General features: G+C 71.5%; 7 protein-coding genes. All 7 read left to right on the top strand.

Annotated features, from left to right (window positions below):
- The 7 genes from ACTRWB_RS16080 (at position 1) to ACTRWB_RS16110 (ending at position 22981) form a co-directional block, all read left to right on the top strand.
- Positions 1–3249, top strand: coding sequence for a non-ribosomal peptide synthetase (locus ACTRWB_RS16080; protein WP_446902450.1), 3249 nt, complete (start codon positions 1–3; stop codon positions 3247–3249).
- Positions 3249–17264 carry an amino acid adenylation domain-containing protein gene (locus ACTRWB_RS16085; protein WP_446902451.1) on the top strand — a complete coding sequence of 4672 codons (14016 nt, stop codon included), beginning with the start codon at positions 3249–3251 and terminating at the stop codon, positions 17262–17264. The genes ACTRWB_RS16080 and ACTRWB_RS16085 overlap by 1 nt, the downstream gene beginning before the upstream one ends.
- A gap of 1 nt (position 17265) precedes the next feature.
- On the top strand, positions 17266–18861 hold the full coding sequence (locus ACTRWB_RS16090; RefSeq protein WP_446902452.1) for an MBL fold metallo-hydrolase: 1596 nt from the start codon (positions 17266–17268) through the stop codon (positions 18859–18861).
- 65 nt (positions 18862–18926) lie between these two features.
- On the top strand, positions 18927–20372 hold the full coding sequence (locus ACTRWB_RS16095) for a serine hydrolase domain-containing protein (protein WP_446902453.1): 1446 nt from the start codon (positions 18927–18929) through the stop codon (positions 20370–20372).
- A gap of 7 nt (positions 20373–20379) precedes the next feature.
- Positions 20380–20823, top strand: coding sequence for an N-acetyltransferase family protein (locus ACTRWB_RS16100; protein ID WP_446902454.1), 444 nt, complete (start codon positions 20380–20382; stop codon positions 20821–20823).
- Positions 20820–22067 (top strand): MFS transporter, encoded by a 1248-nt coding sequence (locus ACTRWB_RS16105; RefSeq protein ID WP_446902455.1) that lies wholly within the window; start codon positions 20820–20822, stop codon positions 22065–22067. The genes ACTRWB_RS16100 and ACTRWB_RS16105 overlap by 4 nt, the downstream gene beginning before the upstream one ends.
- Positions 22068–22162: 95 nt before the next feature.
- A complete protein-coding gene (locus ACTRWB_RS16110) occupies positions 22163–22981 on the top strand; it encodes an aspartyl/asparaginyl beta-hydroxylase domain-containing protein (protein ID WP_446902456.1) in 819 nt (272 codons plus the stop codon).
- The last annotated feature ends 263 nt before the right edge of the window (positions 22982–23244 follow it).

Genomic DNA, 23244 nt, shown 5'->3' on the forward strand with positions numbered 1-23244 from the left:
ATGCGTACCACCTCGCTTTCAGCCTATCAGTACCGCTTCTGGCTCGAGTGGCAGCTCAATCCGCACTCGTCGGCCTACACGACCGCGCTCGTCTACCGCCTGTCGGGTCCGCTGGATCGCGACGCGCTGCGGCGCGCACTGGACGCGTTCGTCCACGAGCATGACGAAGGATGCCGCAGCACGTTCCGGATGGACGACGCCCGCGCGGTGCGCGACGTGCACGCTCGGGTGACGATCGCGCTCGACTACCGCGACGCGCGGGCGGCGCCGGCGCTGGACGCCGACGAGGCAGACGCGTGGATCGCCGCGCGCGCATCGCACGTGTTCGCGCTCGACGACGCGCCGCTGTTCCGCTTCGCGCTGCTAAGTGAGGATGCCGATGCGCACCGGCTCGTGCTGAGCTTCCCGCACATCATCTCCGACGCGTTTTCGGCGGTGTACATCAACCAGCGGCTGACGGCGCTGTACAACCACGCGCTCGGCGCGGGCCCGGCGCCCGCCTGCACGTTGCGCGATCTCGGCGAGCAGCTCGCGTTCGAAGCCGCGTACCGCGCGTCGCCGCGCTACGACGAAGATCTGGCCTATTGGCTCGGCGCGCTCGCGCATGCGCCGCTCGGGGTCGAGTTCGACGCGGCGGCATCGGCGGAGCCGCGCGAGGGGCGCATCCATCGGCTGCGCTTCGACGCGGACACCATGCGCCGGCTGCGCGCACGGGCTCGCGCGAGCCGCTCGACGCCGTTTCTCGTGCTGTCGAGCCTGTTCGCGATCGCGCTGGCCCGCTGGCAGGACGTGCGCGAGCTGGTCGTGACCTATCCCGTCAACATGCGCTCGCCGGGCTTTCGCGATGCGAGCGGATGCTTCGTGAACAACCTGCCGATGGGCTTTTCGCTGCGGCAGGGCGACACGTTCCGCGACATCGTCGCGCGCACCACCGCACAGCGTGCCGACAGCAAGCGCCATCAGCAGCTGTCGCTGACCGACCTCGTGACGGCGCTGCGGCGCACGCGTTCGCTGGCCGATACGCCCGTCTTCAACGTCGGCGTGACGGAAGCGTTCTTCGTGCAGGATGCGCCGCTCGCATTTCACGGCGTGCACGCGGAATTGCTGCCGGTGGTCGCCGCCGAGCGGCCGTTCGACCTGAACTTCGCCTATCAGCTGACGCCCGATGGCCTGTATGTGAATCTCGAATACGACACCGGCTGCCTGCCGCCGGCGCGAATCGGGGAGTTCGCCGCGCGCTTCGGCCGGCTGCTGCGCGCGTACCTGAACGACGATGCGCAGCCTGCGCTCGCGGTCGACCTGCTGGCGCCCGAGCAGCGCGCGCGGCTCGCGCAATACTGGCACGGGCCCGCGCGCCCGCTCGACGCGACGGACTGGCCGGCCCGCTTCGCCGCGCAGTGCGCCGCGACGCCGGATGCGCCGGCGGTCCAGTTCGGCGCGGAGCAACTGACCTATCGCGAACTGGATGCGCTGTCGGCCCGGCTGGCGGGCTTTCTCGCGGCGCGCGGCGTGACGCCGGGGGCGCTCGTCGGGCTGTGCTGCGAGCGCTCGACGGAGATGGTGCTGGCGATCCTCGCGGTGATGCGCGCGGGCGCGGCCTACGTGCCGCTCGATCCCGCCGCGCCGCCGGACCGGCTGCGGCGCATCGTCGACGACGCGGGGCTCGCGCTGCTGCTCACGCAGCGGCACCTGCTGGCGCGCCTGCCCGCCGGTCCGGCCGAGCGGCATCTGCTGGACGAGCGTGCGATCTGGCTCGCCGCCGAGCCGCTGCCGCAGCAACGCATTCACCCGGACGGGATCGCGTACGTGATCTACACGTCCGGCTCCACCGGCACGCCGAAGGGCGTCGCCAACACGCATCGCGCGCTGGTCAACCGGCTCGACTGGCACGGTTCGCTGCTCGCCGATGCGGCGCCGGTGCGCGTGCTGCAGAAGACGCCGTACTTCTTCGACGTGTCGGTCTGGGAATTCCTGTGGACGTTGCAGAGCGGGCATGCGCTGGTGATCGCGCCGCCCGAGGTACACAAGGATCCGGCCGGGCTGGCGGCGCTGCTGCGCGACGCGCGGATCGCGGTCGCGCACTTCGTGCCGTCGATGCTGAACGCGTTTCTGGACGCGGTGCCCGGGCAGCGCTTCCCGGATCTCGCGCTGGTCGTCTGCAGCGGCGAGGCGCTGCTCGCCGAGCAGGCCGAGCGCTTCCACCGGCTGCTGCCGGGCGTGCGGCTCGCCAACCTGTACGGGCCGACCGAGGCCGCGATCGACGTGACCGTGTGGCACTGCGCGCCGGGCGAGGCCCATGCGTGCGCCGGCGTGCCGATCGGCCGGCCGATCGACAACGTGTCGCTGTACGTGCTGGACGCGGGCCTCGAGCCGTGCCCGCCCGGCAGCGCGGGCGAGCTGTACATCGGCGGCGCGGGGCTCGCGCAAGGGTACGTCGGCCGCCCGGACCTCACCGCGGCGAGCTTCGTGCCCGATCCGTACGCGGGTCGTCCGGGCGCGCGCATGTACCGCACCGGCGACATCGCGAAGTTCGGCGAGCACGGCGAGCTGCATTACCTCGGCCGGCGCGACGAGCAGGTCAAGCTCAACGGCAACCGGATCGAGCTGCGCGAGATCGAGGCCTGCCTGCTGGCGCTGCCGGGCATCGCGCAGTGCGCGGTGGTGCCGGTGCGGGTGCAGGGGCGCGTGCGGCTGCTGCACGCGTTCGTCGAGCCGGCCGCGGGGTGGGACAGCTGGACGGCGGACGCGCTGCACGCGGCGCTGGCCGAGCGGCTGCCCGACGCGATGCGTCCGTCACGCATCGACGTGGTGGAGCGCATCGCGCTGCTGCCGGCCGGCAAGATCGACCGCAAGCGCTTGGCCCAGCTCGCCGACGCGGCGCTCGAGACGCGCGGGCGCGGTGCCGATGCGCGCGCGAAGACGCCGTTCCAGGCCGAGATCGCCGCCGAGTGGTCGGCCGTGCTCGACGTCGCCGACATCGGGCCTGACGACCATTTCTTCATGCTCGGCGGCAGCTCCGTGCAGGCGATCCAGCTGATCGGACGTCTCAATGGCCGCTACGGGCTGCTGCTGTCGCCGCCGCTGCTGTTCGGCGCGCCGCAGCTCGACCGGTTCAGCGCGCAGGTGCTGGTGGCGCTCGGCCAGAAGGCCCAGCGGGAAGACCGCCTGGAAGCGCTGCTCGATCGCCTCGCGCCGGACGACATGGACGAACTACTCACAGTGTTTTCATCGTCGGGAGAGCTGGTTTGATGTCGCATAAGGATTCCACCGAAAACAAGCGTCGCCAATTGCTCGAAGCGTTCGGCAGGCAGCGTGGCGCGGGTAGCCGCGACGCGATCACCCGCCAGGCGCGGCCGGCGGACCTGCCCGCGTCGGCGGAGCAGTTGCGGATGTGGGTGCAGATGGCGATCAGCGGCGGCGCCGGCCATTTCCACGTGCCGCACGTGCTGGAGATCGCGGGCACGCTCGACGAAGCGGCGTTGCGGGCGGCGCTGCGCGACGTGGTCGCGCGGCACGAGGCGCTGCGCACGACGTTCGACGAGCGCGACGGCAACCTGTACCAGCGGGTGCACCCGGAACTCGATCCGTCGCTGCCGGTGCACCGCCACGCGGCGGACGCGACCGACGCGGAGATCGCCCGCGCGATCACGGCCGAAATCGCGCAGCCGTTCGACCTCGCGCACGGGCCGCTGCTGCGCGTGTCGCTGCATCGCCTTGGCGACGCCCGGCAGATTCTCGTGCTGACCGCCCATCACCTGATCGTCGACGGGTGGTCGCTGGAACTGATGCTGGCCGACTGGTGGTCGGCCTATGCGGCACGGCTTGCGGGCCGCGAGTTCGAGCCGCCGGCAGACGACGCGCCGCACTACGCGGACTATGCGTTGTGGCAGCAGGCGCGCAGCGCCGCGGACAGCGCGCCGAGCCTCGCGTACTGGCAGGGCCGGCTGACGGGCGCGACGACGCTCGAATTGCCGTTCGCGCTGCCGCGCCCGTCGCGGCGCGCGCATGACGGCGAACTGGTGTTCTTCGCGATTCCCGCCGCCGTGCGCGCGCGGGCCGAGGCGCTGGCGCGGCGGCAGGGCGCCACGCTGTTCACGGTGATGCTGGCCGCGTGGCGGTGCCTGCTCGGCGACTACGCCGGCCAGGACGACTTCTGCATCGGCACGACCGCGTCGAACCGCGTACATCCGGGCAGCGAGCGCATCGTCGGCTTCTTCGCGAACCTGCTCGCGTTGCGCACCGCGCGGCAAGGCTGCGCCACGTTCGCCGCGCTGGTCGAGCGCGAGCGCGACACCGTCGCCGACGCGCTGCGGCATCAGGCGGTGTCGTTCGACCACGTGGTCGAGCAGGTCGGCGTCGCGCGCGATTCCGCGCGCAGCCCGCTGTTCCAGGTCAACTTCGTGCTGCAGGACACGAAAGGCGCGGTGCCTGGCGCCGCCGAGCCGGCGGCGCCGGCCGGGATGCCGGCGATGACGGTGCGCGACGACCTGTACCGCTACGCGCAGTTCGACCTGACGCTGTTCGCCGAGCTGACGCCCGACGGCGTGCGCTGCTGCACGGTGTTCCGCACCGATCTGTTCGAGGCCGCCGATATCGAGCGGCTGTCGCGCACCTATGTGCAATACCTCGACGCGCTGACCGCTCAGCCGGACGCGCCGTTCGGCACACTCGCGCGCGGCGACGCGCCCACGCTCGACGCGCTGCGCGGCTGGCAGAGCCGGGCGCTCGGGCAGCCACTACCCGACTCGATCGGCGCGGTGATCGACGCGCTCGCGCGGCAGCATCCGGGCCGCACGGCGATCCGCCACGGCGACGCGACGCTCGACTACCACGCGCTGAACACCCGCGCGAACCGGCTGGCGGATCACTTGCGCGATCTCGGCGTGTCGCCGGGCTCGACCGTCGGCCTGTGTCTCGAGCCGGGCGCGGAGCTGATCGTCGCGATGCTGGCGGTGCTCAACGCGGGCTGCGCGTATGTGCCGCTCGACAGCCGCTATCCGGCGGACCGGCTGCGATTCCTGATCGACGACAGCCAGGCGAGCGTGATCGTCACGCGCGAGGACGTGGTGGCGCGCACCGACGCGCTGCGCGACGGTTATCTGAACCTGATCGTCCTCGAGGACCACGACGACGAGATCGCCGCGCGCGACGGCGTGTTCGTCGCGAGCGGGCTGCCGGCGCAGATGCCGGCGTACCTGATGTACACGTCGGGCACCACCGATCGTCCGAAGGGCGTCATCGTGCCGCAACAGGCGATCCTGCGGCTCGCGTACCGGCCGGCCTATCTCGACGTGACGCCGGACGACGTGTTCCTGCAGTTCGCGCCGACCGCGTTCGACGCGTCGACCTTCGAGATCTGGACCGCGCTGCTGAACGGCGCGTCGCTCGTCGTGCCGGTCGGGCGCGACGCGTCGCTGGACCAGCTCGGGCCGCTGCTGGTCGACGCGCGCGTGACGATTCTGTGGCTGACGAGCGGCCTGTTCGCGGCGATGGTCGATCACGCGCCGGACGCGCTGCGGCGGCTGCGCTACCTCGTCTGCGGCGGCGACGTGCTGTCGCTGCCGCATGTGGCGCGCGCCCGCGCGCTGCTGGAACACGGGCAGGTCGTCAACGGCTACGGGCCGACCGAGACCACGACGTTCGCGACCGCGTACCCGGTGCGCGGCGCGCTGGCGGCGGGGCGCACGGTGCCGATCGGCATGCCGATCCAGGGCACGTCGGTGTACGTGCTCGACGACGACCTGAATCCACTGCCGGCCGGAGCGGCGGGCGACATCTACATCGCGGGGCTCGGCGTCGCGCACGGCTACGCGAACCGGCCGGACCTGACCGCGGCCGCGTTCGTGCCCGATCCTTACGGCGGCGAGCCGGGCGCCCGCATGTACCGCAGCGGCGACGTCGGCTACTGGTCGCATGACGGCGCGTTGCATTACCTCGGCCGGCGCGACCGGCAGGTGAAGCTGCGCGGCTACCGGATCGAGCCTGCGGAAATCGAGGCGGCGCTGGCCGCGTGCCGGGGCGTGCAGGCCGCCGTCGTGACGGTCGACGCGACGCCGCAGGGCGACAAGCAGCTCGTCGCGTACTGGACCGCCAGCCCGGGCACGGGCGCGGACGCGCCGGACGAAGCCGGCCTGCGCGCGCAACTGCGGGTGTCGCTGCCCGATCATCTCGTGCCGGCGCGCTTCCACGCGGTGCCGCACATTCCGCTGACGGCGAACGGCAAGGTGGACCGGGCCGCGCTCGCGCGGCTCGCACCCACGCAGGTGGCCGCCGAAACGGCACCCGAGTTGCTGACCGACACGCAGCGCGCGCTGCGCGCGCTGTGGGAAGACGTGCTCGGCCGCAGCGGGTTCGGCCTCGACGACGGTTTCTTCGATCTCGGCGGCGATTCGCTGCTGGCGATCCGGCTGAAGGCGCAGGCGCAGCGCCACGGGCTCGAATTCGAGATCCAGGACCTGTTCGTCCACCAGAGCGTGCGTACGCTGGGCGAGCACATCGAGCGGCAGCGCGGCGCAGGCACGGGTACCGGCGTGCAGGCGGAGGCCGCCGTACCCCGGGCACCGCTGACGAGCGACGCGGATCGCGCGCGACTGCCGGCCGGCGTCGTGGACGCGTATCCGCTCAGCCGCCTGCAACTGGGGATGCTCTATCACAGCCTGCGGCACCAGCACTCGAGCCTGTACCACGACGTGATCGGCTACGAGGTTGCGTATGCGTACGACGAAGCCTGCCTCGCGCACGCGCTCGAGCGGCTGTCGGCGCGTCATCCGGCGTTGCGCACCGCGCTGCGGATGGAGGGGTTCAGCGTGCCGCTGCAACTCGTGTTCGACACGGCCCGCATTCCGCTGGCGGTCACGGACCTGACCGCGCTCGACGCGGCGGCGCAGGCCGCCCGGATCGCCGCGTTCATGGACGGCGAGCGGTTCGCCGCGTTCGACATCGCCGCCGCGCCGCTGTTTCGCTGCTTCGTGTTCAAGCTGGCGGCGCAGCGCTTCAAGCTGGTGTGGAGCTTCCATCACGCGATGCTCGACGGCTGGAGCGAGGCCGCGCTGACCGCCGAATTCGTCCGGCTCTACACGGCGGGCCTGACGGGCCTGCAGAACCTGCAGAACGACGAGCCGGTGCAGGCCGGTTACCGGGATTTCATCGAACTCGAACAGGCCGCGCTCGCCGATCCGGCCCAGCGCGATTTCTGGCGCGGCCAGCTCGACGGCGCGCAGGCGCTGTCGCTGCGCCGCGCGCCGCTGACGGGCGACGCGGCGGACGAACGGGTGGACTATCTGGAGGTCGAGGTCTCGGCAGAACTGGAGGCGGCGCTGCGTGCGCTCGCGCGCGATGCGAACGTGCCGCTCAAGAGCGTGCTGCTCGCCGCCCACCTGCGCGCGCTGCAGGCGCTGAGCGGGCGCCGCGACGTGCTGACGTCGATGGTGACGCACGTGCGGCCCGAGACCGAGCACGCGGAGCGCGCGGTCGGGCTGTTCCTGAATTCGGTGCCGGTGCGCGCGGCGCTCGATGGTGAAGCATCGCCGGTCGCGCAGGTGCGGCAGGTGTTCGAGATCGAGTCGGGCATTTTCCGGCACCGCTTTTATCCGTCGCAGCAGATCCGGCAGGACAACGGCGGGATCGAGCTGGGTGAGGTGCTGTTCAATTTCACGAGCTTCCACGTGCTGCGCGAGCTGGACGACGCGGACGTGCGGATGCTGGCGGGCCGCGACGGCCATGCGGTCAACAGCTTTCCGGTGCAGGTCGATTTCTCCGTCTCCGCGAGCGACCAGCGGCTGCGCTGCATCGTCGGCTACCGGGCCGACAGCCTGCGGCGTGCCGACGCGGAAGACATCGCGCACGCCCAGCACGAAGCGCTGCGGCGGCTTGCCGGCGCGCCCGCGGCGGCGTGGCTGCTGCCTGCCACGCTCGCGCGGCTCGACGACTGGGCGGCGCCGAAGCCGGGGCTGCCGGCCGGCGCGAGCGTCGGCGAGCGCCTCGCCGCGTGCGCGGCCGCCGCGCCGGACGCGGTCGCGCTGATCGACGACGCGGGCGAGACGACCTATGCGGCGCTGCTCGACCAGTGCGACCGGCGCGCGGCGGCGCTCACCGCGCTGGGCGTGCGGCAGGGCGACGTCGTGGCGGTGTGCGCGGGCCGCGCGGCGGCGACGCTGCAGACCGTGCTCGCGCTGTTCCGGATCGGCGCCGTGTATCTGCCGCTCGATCCCGCATTGCCGGAAGCGCGTCATCGCTTCATGGTGGACGACGCGCGTCCGGTGGCGATCGTCGGCGATGCCACCGCGCCCGCGTGCCTGCGTGCGTGCGGCGTGCGTTTCGTCGAACAGGCGGCACTGGCGGAAGCGGGCGCGGCCGCGTGGGCCGCCGCGCCGCGCGTCAGCCCCGGCGACCCCGCCTACATTCTCTATACGTCCGGCTCGACCGGTACGCCGAAGGGCGTGCTGTGCCGCCAGGAAGGCATCCTCGCGCTGTTCGATGAGCTGGCACACACTTATTCGCTGGCTGCGGGCGACCGCGTGCTGTGGAAGACCGCGCAATCGTTCGACGTGTCGCTCACCGAAATGCTGTGGCCGTTGATGAAGGGCGCCGCGATCGTGATCGCGCGGCCGGACGGCCAGTACGATCCGCGCTACCTGCAGCGCGCGATCGAGCAGCATCGCGTGACGGTGGTCAATTTCGTGCCGTCGATGCTGCACCTGTTCCTGCAGTCGCTCGACGCCGGCGCGGCGAGCCCGCTGCGCGCGGTGTTCGCCGCCGGCGAGCCGCTGCTGCCCGCGACCGTCGAGCTGGCGGCGCGCGTGCTGCCGCACGCGCCGCTGTTCAACGCATACGGCCCGACCGAGGCCAGCATCTACGCAACCGTGTGGCGCTGCGCGAGCGGCCCGGTGCTGATCGGCCGCGCGGTGGGCGACGTCGGCACGCATATCCTCGCGCCCGATCTTGCGCGGCTGCCGATCGGCGTGACCGGCGAGCTTTACCTGTCCGGGCGCGCGCTGGCGTCGGGCTACCTGAACCGGCCCGAGCTGAGCGCCGAGCGTTTCGTGCCGAACCCGTATGCCACGGGCGACGCGGATCGCGTGCTGTATCGCACCGGCGACCTGGCCCGCTTCGATCGGCACGGCGACATCGAATTCGTGGGCCGCGACGACCAGCAGGTCAAGGTGCGCGGCTTCCGCATCGAGACGGGCGAGGTCGAATCGGTACTGGGCCGCCATCCGGGTGTCGCCAAAGTCGCGGTGCTGGCGCGTTCGGGCAGCGCGGGCGCTGTGCTCTGTGCGTTCGTGCAGGCGGCGGGCGCGCTGCCGGACGGCGCGCTGAAGGCGCATGCGCAACAGGCGCTGCCGCCGTACATGGTGCCCGACCGGATCGTCGTGCTCGACGCGATGCCGATGACCGGCAGCGGCAAGATCGATCGCCTCAGGCTGGCCGACTGGCCGCTCGACGGGGCGAGCACCACCACCGACCACGCCGGCTCCGCCAGCCCTGCGCGCCGCGCGCCCGGCGATGCGCAGGCCGCGGTCGCGGCGATCTGGCGCGACGTGCTCGGCGTCGCCGAGATCGATCCGGACACCAACTTCTTCGACGCCGGCGGCCATTCGCTCGCGTTGATCCAGTGCCAGGCGCGGCTTCGCAGCGCGTTCGGCCGCGACGTCGACATCGATCACCTGTTCCGCTACACGACGATTCGCACGCTGGCCGGCTGGCTGTCCGCGTCCGGCGATCCGTCGGCCGACGTCGGCGGCGCGGCCGCGGCCGCAAGCGCGTCGCACGTCGACAGCCGCGACGTCGCGATCATCGGGATGAGCGCGGCCGTCTCGGGCGCGGACGACGTCGAGCAGTTCTGGCAGATGCAGCTGGCGGGCGAGGACGGCATCACGCGGCTCGACGACGCGCGGCTGCGCGCGCTCGGCGTGCCGGACGACCTGCTCGGCAATCCGCGCTTCGTCGCCGCACGCGGGTTGATTCGCGATCCTGACTGTTTCGACGCCGCGTTCTTCGGTTATACGCCGCGCGAAGCCGAGATCATGGATCCGCAGCAGCGCAAGCTGATGGAGGAAAGCTACCGCGCGCTCGAGGACGCCGGTTACGCCGGGCCCGGGCATGCGCGCGACGTGGGCGTCTACGTCGGCGTGGGCGCGAGCCAGTACCTCGCGAACCACGTGCTCGGCAACCGCGACGCGGTTGACGCGCTCGGGCTGTATCAGATCAACGTGCTGAACCAGCCCGCGACGCAGATTGCCTATCGGCTGAACCTCACCGGCCCCGCGGTCACGCTGAACACCGCATGCTCGACGTCGCTGGTCGCGCTGCACATGGCCGCGCGCGCGGTCGCGCAGGGCGACTGCGAACTCGCGCTCGCGGGCGCGGCGTCGATCGGCGTCGACGGCGTGCCGGGCTACCTGCACCGCACCGGCGGGATCTTTTCCGCGGACGGCTATTGCCGCGCGTTCGACGCGGCCGCGAGCGGCACCGTCGAGGGCAGCGGCGCGGGTGCGGTGGTGCTGAAGCGGCTCGATCTCGCGCGCCGCGACGGCGATCACGTGTATGCGGTCGTCAAGGGCTCCGCGATCAACAACGACGGCCACGACAAGGCCGGCTACACCGCGCCGAGCCCCGCGGGCCAGGCACGGGTCATCCGCGCTGCGCTGGCGGACGCGGGCGTGGACGCCGCGTCGGTCGGTTATGTCGAGACGCACGGCACCGGCACGCTGCTCGGCGATCCGATCGAAATGGCTGCGCTGAAGGCGACCTACGGACAGCATCCGGCACGCGCGCCGCGCATGCTCGGCGCGGTCAAGACGAGCGTCGGGCACCTGGACAGCGCGGCGGGGCTCGCGGGCGTGATCAAGGCGGCGCTCGCGCTCGAACGCGGCAAGGTGCCGGGCACGCTGCACTTCGACACACTCAACCCGCTGCTCGAACTCGACGGCGCGGCCTTCCGCATCACGGCGGAAACGGTCGACTGGCCGGACGGCGGCGCGCCGCGCCGCGCGGCCGTCAGTTCATTCGGCATCGGCGGGACCAATGCGCACGTGATCCTGGAGGCCGCGCCGCCCGAGGCGGACGTACCGACGGCCGCCGCCGCGCATTGCCTGCGGCTGTCGGCCGCCACGCCGGACGGGCTGCGGCGCGCGGCGGACGGCCTCGCCGCCGCGCTGCGCCGCCACCCGGAATGGGCGCTGGCCGACGTCGCGCATACGCTGCAGGCTGCCCGGCAGGACCATGCGTGCCGCGCGTTCGTGGTCGCCGAGTCGCGCGACACGGCGCTCGACGCGCTGGCGGCGGGCGTGTTGCCCACCACCGACGACGCGCCGCACGCGCGCCCGGTGATTTTCCTGTTCACCGGGCAGGGTGCGCAGGCCGCCGGGATGGCGCGCGACCTGCATCGCGAGCACCCGGTGTTCCGCGCCGCGCTCGACCAGGTGTGCGGGCGGTTCGCGAGCGCGGCCGGGCTGGCGCTCGAACCTTATCTGCTGGGCGAGGCGAGCACCACCGACACGGCGCTGGTGCAGCCGCTGCTGTTTGCGTACGAGTACGCGCTGTATCAGGCGTGGGCTGCGCTGGGCGTGACGCCGGACTACCTGATCGGCCACAGCCTCGGCGAATTGGTCGCCGCGTGCTGCGCGGGCGTGTTCTCGCTCGACGAGGCCGTCGGCCTCGTGGCGGCGCGCGCAGCGGCGATGCAGGCGCAGCCGGCCGGCGCGATGCTGTCGGTATCGATCGCGGAGGACGAGCTGGCCGCGCAACTGCCGCCGACGCTCGCTGTCGCGGCGGTCAACGGGCCGCTGCAATGCGTGGTGTCCGGCCCGGTGGACGCGGTCGAGCTGTTCGCGGCGCACCTGCGCAACACGGGTGTCGCGCATGCGCGGCTTGCGTCGTCGCATGCGTTCCATTCGCCGATGATGACGGACGCGGCCGCGCGCGTGCAGGCGCATGTCGCGACGATGACGCTGCGCGCGCCGCGCATCCCGTTGATCTCCAACCTCGACGGCACGCTGCTGGACGCGCAGCGCGCCACCGATCCGGCGTACTGGGCCGCGCACGTGCTCGGCGCCGTGCGCTTCTCGGCGGGCGTGCGGACGCTGGCGGCGCTGGGCGACGCGCTGTGGGTCGAGATCGGCCCGCGCGACGTGCTGGCGGCGCTGGTGCGCGCGCATCGCTGCGCGCCGGCCGACGCGGTGCTGGCGAGCTTCACGGAACGCACGCCGCGCACGATGGCGACCCTGCTCGCCGGCTACGGGCGGCTGTGGGCGAAGGGCGCGCGTCTGACCCGCCGCGACGCGTACGCGGGCGAGCGCCGCAAGCGCCTGCCGTTGCCGGGTTATCCGTTCGAGAGAACGCGTCACTGGCTGCCGGCACAGCAGGGCGGCTCCGTCGGGCGCGCGCGGCCGGAGGCGCTGGCTGCGGCATCGGTGGCTGCACCGGCCGCGGTCGACATCCCGCCGGCCGCACCGGTCGAAACCGACGACGTGCAGCACGCATTGGCGCGCATCTGGACCGAGTGCCTCGGCCATGAGCGGATCGCGCCGACCGACGATTTCTTCGAGCTGGGCGGCGATTCGCTGCTGGCCGGGCGCGTGCTCACGCGGATTCACGAGCGTCTGAATGCGGAGCTGACGCTCGAGGCGTTCTTCAGTGCGCCGACGATCGACGGGCTGGCCCGCGCGATTCGCGCGCAGGCCGAACCGGCGCAGCCCGCGGTGCGGGCGGCAACGACGCCGGCCGCCCTGCCGGCCACCGGGCCGCGCCGCGCGCCGATGTCGTTCCAGCAGCGCCGGCTGTGGACGCTCGAACGGCTCGGCATGGGCGGTTCGGTCTTCCACTTGCCGCAATGCCTGCATCTGCACGGCGACGTCGACCGCGCCGCGCTGCACGCGGCGCTCGCCGGGCTGGTCGCGCGCCATCCGGTGTTGCGCACGTCGTTTCACGAGGGGCCGGACGGCGGCGGCGAGCAGCACGTGCATGCCGACGCGGCGGTCGCGCTGTCGATCCATGCGTACGCAGGCGGCACGGACGACGCACAGCGCGCGTTCATCGCGCAGCATCGCGACGCGCTGCGGGCGGAACCGTTCGATCTCGCGCGGCCGCCGCTGTTTCGCGCGCGGCTGCTCGAACTCGGGCCGCGCCGCGCGTGCCTGCTGATGTCGTTCCATCACATCGTCGTCGATGGCTGGTCGTTCCGGCTGATCGCGCAGGATCTCGCGTCGCTGTACGGCGCGGCGAGCCAGGGGCGCGCGCCGGATGCCGCGCCGCCCGCGTGGGATTACGCGGACTACAGCGAGGAACAGGCGGCGCGGTTCGCCGCCGGGCACTACGCGGCGCACGAGGCGTTCTGGGCGCATCTGGACGGCGCGCCGGTGCTCGATCTCGGCGGCGACCGGCGCCGCGCACGCACGCCGGGGCGCCTCGCGCACAGCGGCCGCGTCGCGGTGGACGCCGGGCGCGCACAGCAGGTCGACGCGCTGGCGCGGCGCTTGCGGACGACGCCGTATGTCGTGTTCCTGTCCGCGTTCCTGCTGATGCTGTCGCGGCGCACCGGGCAGCGCGACCTGGTGGTCGGCTCGCCGGTCGCCAACCGCGCGTCGAGCCGCACCGAAGGGCTCGTCGGCTTTTTCGTCAACCTGCTCGCGCTGCGCGTGGCGTTCCCGGCAGCCAGCCGCGCGCGGGCATGGATCGAGCGGGTGCGCGACTGCGTGATGGCCGCGCACGCGCACCAGGACTATCCGTTCGAAAAGCTGGTCGAGCGCTACGCGGGCCCGCGCGACACGTCGCTGACGCCGCTGTTCCAGGTGGTGTTCTCGATGCAGGAGGCGCCGGTTCGCAACGTGCAGATCGGCGCGCTGGACGTCGCGTTCGAGGACACGCCGGAAACGGAAACCGAATACGACCTGACGATGAACCTGCATCGCGACGGCGCGGGCTACGGCGGCGTGCTGCTGACGCGCGACGGCGCGCTGGAGCAGGGCGAGGCGGACGAGGTGGTCGAACAGTTCCACGCGGCGCTGGACCTGTTGCTGACGCTGCCGGACGATGCGCCGCTGGGTGACGCGGGTGTGCTGTCGGCCGCGCAGCGGCACGCATGGCAGGCAGCGTCCGGGGCGGCCGACGCATCCGCGTGGGCGGCGTCCGACCTCGTGTCGCTGCTGTCGGGCACGCTGACGGCCGGCAACGCTGCGCCGGCGGTTGCCACCGCGCACGAGACGCTCAGTTATGGGGCGCTGCGGGACCGGGTGGAGCGGGTCGCGGGCGCACTGCACACGCGCGGCGTCCGCACCGGCGAGCGCGTCGCGTTGTGCTTGCCGACGGGGCTCGACGCACTGGTGGCGCTGCTCGGCGTGCTGCGCGCCGGAGCGACGTACCTGCCGCTCGATCCCGCCGCGCCGGCCGCGCGGCAGCACGCGATCCTGTCGCAAGCGGCGCCGGTGCTGCTCGTGCACGACGCCACGGCGGCGCCGCCGGCGTGGCCCGGATGCGCGGCGATCGCGTTCGCCGCGCTTGGCGACGCGCCCGCCGGTGCGCTACCCGCGCGTATCGATCCGCAACAGGCCGCCTATACGTTGTTCACATCCGGCTCGACCGGCGTGCCGAAGGGCGTCGACGTCAGTCATCGGGCGGTCGCGCACAAGATCCAGGCGCTGTGCGCCGCGTATCGCATGACGGCCGACGACCGGGTCGTGCAGTTCTCGTCGCTCGTCTTCGACGTGTCGATCGAGGAGATCTTCACGACGCTGTCCGCCGGCGCCTGCCTGCTGCTGCTCGACCGCGCGGCATGGCCGACGCTCGGCGCGTTCAGCGGCCTGCTCGGCGCGCAGCGCGCGACCGTGCTCAACCTGCCCGCGTCGCTCTGGCGCGAATGGGTGCGTGCGCTCCGGCTCGGCGAGGCCGCGCTGCCGGCGCGGCTGCGTCTGGTCGTGACGGGCAGCGAGACGGTGCCGCTCGCGGCGGTGCAGGCGTGGCGCGCCGTGACGGGCGGCCGCGTGGCGCTGATGAACGCGTACGGGCTGACGGAAAGCGTGATCACGTCCGTCGTACACGACGTGCCGGCCGACGCGCGCCCGGACGAACGCGACGTGCCGATCGGCGCGCCGCTGCCGGGCACCACGGCCTATGTGCTCGACGCGCACCTTCAACCGGTGCCGCCGCTGTGCCGCGGCGAGCTCTACCTGGGCGGCAGCGCGCTCGCGAGCGGCTACTCGGGCCGGCCCGGGCAGACGGCCGCGGCCTTCCTGCCCGATCCGTTCGCCGGACAGCCGGGCGCGCGCATGTATCGCACCGGCGACCTCGTGCGTCGCGACGCGCAGGGCGCGCTGGTCTACCTCGGCCGGGGCGATCGCCAGATCAAGATGCGCGGGGTGCGCGTCGATCTGGCCGAAGTGGAGGCGCTGCTGCTCGAACAGGACGGCGTGCGCGAGGCGGCGGTGCGGCTGTCGGGCGGGCATGACGCGCTGGCGCCGCGCCTGGAGGCATTCATCGTCGTCGGCTCCGACGCGTCGGGCGCGTCAGGCACGCCGGACACGCCACGCGAGGCTGCGCGCGAGCGGTTGCGCGCGCTGCGCCGCGTCGCGCCGGCGCATCTGGTGCCGCATGCGCTGGTTATCGTGTCGTCGCTGCCCAAGACGTCCGGCGACAAGATCGACCGCCAGTGGGTGTCGACGGCGGTGCTGCCGGACGAGGCCGCGGGCGACGACGAAACGCCGCCGCTGCGCGCGCTGCTGACGGTGCTGCGTGACGTGCTGCGGCAGGAGCAGATCGGCCGCGACGACAACTATTTCGGACTGGGCGGCGATTCCATCCTGGTGCTGCGGGCCGTCGCGCAACTGAACCGGGCGGGCTGGACGGTCGATCCGCAGGATTTCTTCGCGAGTTCGACCATCGCGGACCTGGCCGATTGCCTGCGGCCGCTGGCGGCGCGGCCGGAGTCGGACGAAACGTCCGGGTTTCCGTTGACGCCGTATCAGCGGCGCGTGTTGCAGCGCCCGCACGCGCACCACTGGAACCGCTCGCTGCTCGTTCAGGCGGCGCAGCCGCTCGACGCCGACGCGCTGCGGGCCGCATTCCGTTCGCTGCTCGACGCGCACCCGGCGCTGCGCTGCGTATTCGACCACGATGCGCTGCTGGGCCGAGTCGCGCCGCCGGACGCGGATGCCGCGCAGCGCTGCTTCAGCAGCCACGACCTCGGCACGGCAGGCGATGCGGCGCGCTTTATCGTCGCGCACAGTACGACGCTGCAGCAGGGCTTCGATCTGGCGCACGGGCCGCTGATCCGGATTGCGCACTACCGGTGCGGCGCGGCCGGCGACCGGCTGTTGCTCGTCGTGCACGGGCTGGTGGCGGACAGCCACGGCTGGGCGGTGCTGCTGGACGACCTGGCCAACGCGTATGCGGCGCATGTGAACGCCGGGGCGCCGACACTGGCCGCGCCGACGCTGGCGTACCCGGCCTATCTTCGCGCGCTGGACGCACGCATTGTCGCCGCGCGGCAGGCGGGCGAAACCGCTGCGTACTTCGCGCCGATGGCGGCCAACGTCGCGCTGCCACGGGATCGGCACGCAGCACACGGCGAGAACGCCGAGGCCAGCCAGCAGGTCGTGCGCGACCGGCTGACGGGCGAGGCCGCGCGACAGATGCTGGCCGTCGTGCCGCAGCGCCTGCGCGTGAAAGCCGCCACCGTCGCGATCGCGGCGGCCGCGCGCGCGCTGACCGATTGGGCGGGTGGCGCGGTGGTCGCCGATCTCGGCCGGCATGGCCGCGACTGGCTCGACGACGGGCCGGCGGTCGAGCGCGCGGTCGGCTGTTTCGTCTGCGACGTGCCGCTGCTGTTGCCGCATCACGCCGGCGTGCCGAGCGTCGCGGCGCTGCGCGAGTGGGAGGTGACGCTCGCCGCGCTGCCGCCGGCCGCGCTGGGCGGCGCGGACGTGTCGCCGCCCGCCGGCGTCGATCCCGACGCGTGGCGGCGCTGCGTGCAGCCGCAGGTCAGCGTCGATTTCGTGTCGGCGGCGGCCGCGCGCCCGTCCGCGTGGTTCTCCGCCGCCACCGAGGTGGTGGGCGCGGACCGCGCGGCGAGCGACGAACGTTCGCACCTGCTGAACCTCGTCTGCGTCGCGGGCGACGGCGAACTCGCGTTCGAGTGCCGTTACAGCGACGCCGTGCACACGCGCGCCACCGCCGAACAGTTGCTGCGTCAGTGGCGCGAGCACATGGAGGCCGCGCTCGCGCATGTCGCCGCCGCCGCCGTTCCCGTAGTCGAACACGACCATTCCTGACATGACCCAGATCTACCTGAAACCGAACGCCGTCTTCGAACCGCTGATCAATCAATGGTATGCGTGGACCTTCCTGCTGCAGCCGGCGACCTGCGCGCTGGTGATGAAGCAGGTGCACCTGCGCATCATGGAATCCTTCATCCGCGCGCCGGAGCTGCACCGGCGTTCCGCCGCGAAGATGGCCGGCGGGCCGTTCCTCAACGGCGGCCGGGAGCTCGTGCCGGCGGTCGATGCGCTGATCGGCGACACCCGCACGCGCGCCGCGCCGCTGCTGGCGCTCGCGGACGCGCTGCGCGAGCTCGACGAACTACTCGCGCGGGAAGGGCGCGGCGACACGCTGTCGCCGCTGTATGCGCGGGTGCCCGAGCCGTTGAAGGGTCTCGTCGAGCTGGGCTACGACCTGCGCGGCCACGCGTCGTACCGGCTGTTCGAGCGGCTGCTGTACGACAGCGCCGGTTATCTCGACGCGCTGCAGAGCGTGAACGGCTTCGTCGCGACCAGCGACGACCGGAGCTTCATGCTCAGCACGCCGCGCTTTCCCGACGAGCACATGGTGCAGATCCGCCTGCCGTTCCGCGACGCGCTGTACGACGAGCTGTTCGCGGCCCGCCACGCGGGCGCTGCGCCGGACCTGATCGACCGTCTGCTCGCACACGCGGAAGGGGGTACCACGCGGCGCGCGGCGCTCGAAACCTGGTTCACCGACGCGCCGCCGCCGCGCCCGCCGTCGGTGCCGGCGCGTGCGGGGCAGCCGGTGAGGGTGCGCTACTTCAACCATGCGACGGTGCTGGTCGAAACCGCGGAATTTTCGCTGCTGACCGATCCGATCGTCGGTTATCCGCTCGGACAGGGCGACGATCCGTTCACGTTCGCGGATCTGCCCGAGCGCATCGACTACGTGCTGCTGACCCACAACCATCAGGATCACATCGTGCTCGAGAGCCTGCTGCAGCTACGGCACCGGATCGGCACGCTGGTGGTGCCGCGTAGCCACGGCGGGTTCCTGCAGGACCCGTCGATCCGGCTCGCGCTCGAGGCGTGCGGGTTCGAGCGGGTGGTCGAGGTCGGCGAGCTGGACAGCGTGCCCGTGCCGGGCGGAGAGATCGTTGCGCTGCCGTTCCTCGGCGAGCACGGCGATCTGCATATCGCCGCCAAGATGGCATTCGCGCTGAAGGTGGGCGGCAAGAGCATGCTGTTCGCGGCCGACTCGAACAACCTGCAGCCGGAGCTGTACCAGCGCATCGCGCAGCGCATCGGCCGGATCGGCACGCTGTTCATCGGCATGGAATGCGAAGGCGCGCCGATGTCCTGGCTGTACGGCGCGCTCCTGAACGAGCCGCTCGGGCGGCAGTTCGACCAGAACCGCCGCCTGAACGGCTCCGACTGCGAGCGCGCGTGGCCGCTGGTCGAGTGCTTCGCGCCGCGCCAGGTCTTCGTCTATGCGATGGGCGCGGAGCCGTGGCTCAAGTTCATCTCCAGCATCGAATACGCGCCGACCTCGCTGCCGATCGTCGAATCGGACAAGCTGATCGCCCGCTGCCACGCGCACGACATCCAGTCCGAACGGCTGTACCTGAAGAAGGAAATCCTCCTCTGAGCGCGGGCGGCCGCGTGGCCGCCCGCATCGTTTCGTCGAATCGTCGAACCAGGAAAACACCCCCCATGCCGGATCGTCATCCGTCCCGTGTCGCTACCGCCTTCAAGATTCTCGCCGTCACAGTCGTGCTGTTGCTGGTGACTGCCGCGGGCCTGCTGTATTGGGCGCTGCCCGCCGCGACCGGCTATGCGTCGCATTACCTGTGCGTGCGCGTGCTCGCCGGCGGCGCCGGCAATCCGGGCGCGCTGTTCGCGCGCGAAGTGAAGCCGATCAATCCGTTGTTCAACCTCGTCACGTACCGGATCGACCGTGCGCGACAGACTGTCGAGGCCGCCGGGCTCGGCGTGCTGCGCGCGACGGTCGCGCTGTACCGGCCGGGCCTCGGCTGCACGATCGCGCCGGCCGACGCGATCGACGCGTTGCGCGCACAGGGCCGCGGTCTCTCGCTGCCGCCCGCCGCGGCCGATGCCGACAACGTCGACAACTTCAACAACGTCGATGATGCCGTGCCGTCCGATCCTCCGCCGGCGCTGCGCAACGTGCTGGAGCGCGCGATGGCGGAGCCGTCGCCCGGGTCGCTGCGCAACACGCTGGCCGTGGTCGTGCGGCAGGACGGCAAGCTCGTCGGCGAGCGGTACGCGCCGGGCGTCACGGCCGCCACCCCGTTGCTCGGCTGGTCGATGACAAAGACCGTCACCGCGTTGCTGGCGGGCGTACTGGCCCACGACGGCAAGCTGACGCTTGCGCAGGATCACCTGCTGGACGACTGGTCGTCGCCCGGCGATCCGCGCCAGGCGATCCAGCTGCGGAACCTGCTGCAATGGACGAGCGGGCTGGATTACCAGGAAGGCTATCTGCCCGGCTCGGACACGACGAAGATGCTGTATCAGTCGACCGACATGGCGCACTTCGTCGCGAGCCGGCCGCTGAAGGTCGCGCCCGGCCGCGAGGTGGACTACCAGAGCGGCGGCAGCGTGCTGGTCGCGAAGATCGTCGCGCGCGCGGTCTCGCCGCGGCCGCTCGACATCGTGCCGTTCGCGCGGGCGCGGCTGTTCGAGCCGCTCGGCATCCGCACCGCGATGATGGAGCCCGACGCGTCGGGCACGCTGGTCGGCGGCAGCTACATGCTGGCGTCGGCGCGGGACTGGTCGAAGCTCGGCCAGTTGATCCTGCAGCAAGGCGTGTGGCGCGGCACGCGCATCGTCGATCCGGACTGGGTGCGGTTCATGGCGACGCCGCAGGCAGAGCGGCACGACGGCCGGCGCGGCGCGCACCTGTGGCTGAACGCCGGCGTCGACGGCGCGCGCCGGTTTCCGTCGCTGCCGGAGGATCTGATGATGATGGACGGCTTCAATCACCAGCTGGTGGTGATCGTGCCGTCGTGCCGCGCGGTTATTACACGGCTGGGCGCGACGGTGGACCGCAGCTGGGACACCGAACGTTTCGTCGCCGACGTGATGGCGAGCCTGCCGGGCTGCACTGGCCCGACAACCACGACCGCTGCGAGGTAAGCGAATCATGAGGATTACTGTACGAGACGCTGTGGCCGCCGATATGCCGGCCCTGCGCGAGCTGTTCCTGCGCTCGCGCCAGGAGACCTTCGTCTGGCAGCCGGCCGGCGCGTTCCAGCTGACCGACTTCGAGGACCAGACGGAAGGCGAGCGGCTGCGGGTCGCCGAGGACGACGGCGGGCAACTCGCCGGCTTCGTGTCGGTCTGGGAGCCCGACCATTTCATCCATCACCTGTACGTGCACCGGCCGCATCACCGGCGCGGCATCGGCCGGGTGCTGCTGCGCGCACTGCCGGGCTGGCCGGCAACGCACTACCGGCTCAAGTGCCTGCGCGCCAACACGCCGGCGCTGGCGTTCTATGCCGCGTGCGGCTTCATCGAGATCGGCGCTGGCAGCGCGGAAGACGGCGAGTACCTGCTGCTCGAGTCCGGCGGCAAGGACGGCCGATGACCGTCCACCTGCGGTACTGCCTGCAGCAGGCGGCGTTGTGGGGCACCTTCGGCCTCGTGCTGCCGGTCGTCACGCTGTTCCTGCTGCACAACCATTTCACGCTGTTCGAGATCGGGCTTTACGCGGCGCTGTTCAGCCTGTCGACCATCGCGCTGGAGCTGCCGTTCGGCGCGATGGCCGACCGTGTGGGCCGCATCCGGACCTATCGCGTATCGCTGCTGATGAACAGCGTCGGCTGCGCGCTGATGCTGTGCTTCAGCCAGAAGCCGATGCTGTACCTCGCCGCGGCGAGCTTCGGCGTCGCGCGTGCGATGAGTTCCGGCACCGTCGACGCGTGGTATGTCGGCCTGTTGCGCGAGCACGGCGAGACGAAGCGGATTCCGTATTTTCTCGGCCGCGCGGAGCTGGCCTCCGCGCTCGGGCTGGCGAGCATGTCGCTGGTCGGCGGCGTGCTCCCGGACCTGATCGGCAGCCGGCTGTTCGACAACCCGTACAAGATCGGCCTGGCGTTCGCGTGCGGCTTGTTCATCGTGCTGCTGGGCCTGACGTCGTGGTTTTTCGCCGAGGCGGAGCGGGCGCCGCACGAGGCGGCGCCGGCCGGCAGGATGCTCGACGATCTTCGCGAACTGGTCCGGTTCGCGTGGCATGGCGGCGCGGTGCGGCCGCTGATCGTGCTGTGCATGCTGCTCGGCGGCGTCGTGTCGGTGCTGGAGAGCTACTGGCCGGTGGTGCTGAAGACGCTCGTGCCGATGCATGGCGCGACCTGGGCGTTCGGCCTGTTCCTCACGCTGATGCTGGTCCTCAAGGGCGCGGGCGGCTGGGCGTCGTATCGCGTGATGAAGCATTGCGCCGCACGGCCGGCGCTCGCCGTGACGCTGCCGTTCGCCGGGCTCGCCGTGAGCCTCGTGCTGACGCGCTGGGCGTTTGACGTGGTCGCGTTCGGCGTCGTGCTGAGCGGGGTCGCGCTGTTCCTCGGCATCGCCGGTGCCGTGGTCAACGCGGTGCTGCATCACCGGACGCCCGATGCGCTGCGATCGCGCGCCGTCTCGTTCTTTTCGCTGGTGTTCCAGCTCGGCAGCATGATTGCGTCGATCCTGCTCGGCTACCTGGTCAGCCAGTGGGGCGTGCAGGCGGTGTGGTGCGGCGTCGGCGTGCTGGTCGCGGTGGCGGCCGGGTACGGTGCGTCGATCGGCGGCTGGGCCGCCGGCCCGGTGGACGAGGCGAAGGCGACGGCGCGCGTGTAGGGCAGCGCGCGCCGGTTCGATTCATGTGTGATGCGCGATGCGGTAGCGGCAATCTTTTTAGTTTGTCACCCCACGATAGCCAAGGAGAGCGACTTATGAAGCAGGAGATGCGCAATGCGATTCACGAAACGCTGGAGGCGCTCGTGTCGCAGTACGGGATAGCGGAACTCAAACGCGTGATCGAGTTCGTCGACATCAACACGGGGCGCGTTCCGCTGCCCGCGTTGCCGAAACATCAGCGGCCGTTGCTGTTCTATTTCCCGGGGCTGGACGGCAAGCCGTGGTACGAGGCGTCCGATTATCCGGAGCTCGAGGCGTTCACGTCGACGATCGAGGCGTCGGTCGACATACTGCGCGAGGAGTTTCTCGCGCAGGTCACCACGCCGATGCTGCTGCCGTATGAAGAGCAGGTGGCGGGACGTTTCGAGTCGATCCGGCGGAACGACTGGGGGTCGTTCTATTTCAGGCGCAAGGGCGAGCCCGAGGTCGAGGAGAATTGCCGCCGCTGCCCGCGCACCGCAGCGCTGATGCGGCAGGTGCAGGATTTCCTCAGCCCGAGCGGCGCCTTCATCTTTTCGGTGATCCAGGGCGGTACGCGGATCCCGCCGCATTCGGACACGACGAATCTCAAGCTGACCTGCCAGCTTCCGCTGATCGTGCCGCGCGGCTCGCGACTGCGCGTCGGCGACGAGACCCGCGAGTGGCCGGACCGTCGCGCGATCATTTTCGACGATACGTTCGAGCATGAGAGCTGGAACGACAGCGACGAGCCGCGGGTTTGCCTGCTGGTCGATATCTGGCATCCGGGAATGACGCGTATCGAGCGGGACGCGGTCGAGCGGCTCGACGCTGCGATCAGCCAGCATCTCGGGCTGGAGTTTCGGCCACCGTGGGCGCAAGCAGCCGCGGCGTGAGGTGGGGACGGGCGACGGGTTTGGGGGCGGTCGCCTTTTGATCATCGACCGATAGAGACGGTGGCCGAGCAGTTCGACTTGCGCGGGACGATTTGGATTCTTCAGTCATGATGTCCGCTGGATTTTTGCAATTCACTCCATCGAATCGCAATATTCCCGCACGAAATTGTGCCACCGGATGACAAGATAGTTCCGCGTGCGTCGAAAACAAGCGACGCTGGCGTTGCCCCGCGGTACGGGTCGGCAGGCGTGTTGCGTCGTGG

The sequence above is a fragment of the Burkholderia sp. YIM B11467 genome, from assembly GCF_052952715.1.

What these genes read in the sequence shown, in the direction of transcription:
- ACTRWB_RS16080 (WP_446902450.1), top strand. Translation starts at nt 1, where the DNA reads ATGCGTACCACCTCGCTTTCAGCCTATCAGTACCGCTTCTGGCTCGAG.
- ACTRWB_RS16085 (WP_446902451.1), top strand. Translation starts at nt 3,249, where the DNA reads ATGTCGCATAAGGATTCCACCGAAAACAAGCGTCGCCAATTGCTCGAA.
- ACTRWB_RS16090 (WP_446902452.1), top strand. Translation starts at nt 17,266, where the DNA reads ATGACCCAGATCTACCTGAAACCGAACGCCGTCTTCGAACCGCTGATC.
- ACTRWB_RS16095 (WP_446902453.1), top strand. Translation starts at nt 18,927, where the DNA reads ATGCCGGATCGTCATCCGTCCCGTGTCGCTACCGCCTTCAAGATTCTC.
- ACTRWB_RS16100 (WP_446902454.1), top strand. Translation starts at nt 20,380, where the DNA reads ATGAGGATTACTGTACGAGACGCTGTGGCCGCCGATATGCCGGCCCTG.
- ACTRWB_RS16105 (WP_446902455.1), top strand. Translation starts at nt 20,820, where the DNA reads ATGACCGTCCACCTGCGGTACTGCCTGCAGCAGGCGGCGTTGTGGGGC.
- ACTRWB_RS16110 (WP_446902456.1), top strand. Translation starts at nt 22,163, where the DNA reads ATGAAGCAGGAGATGCGCAATGCGATTCACGAAACGCTGGAGGCGCTC.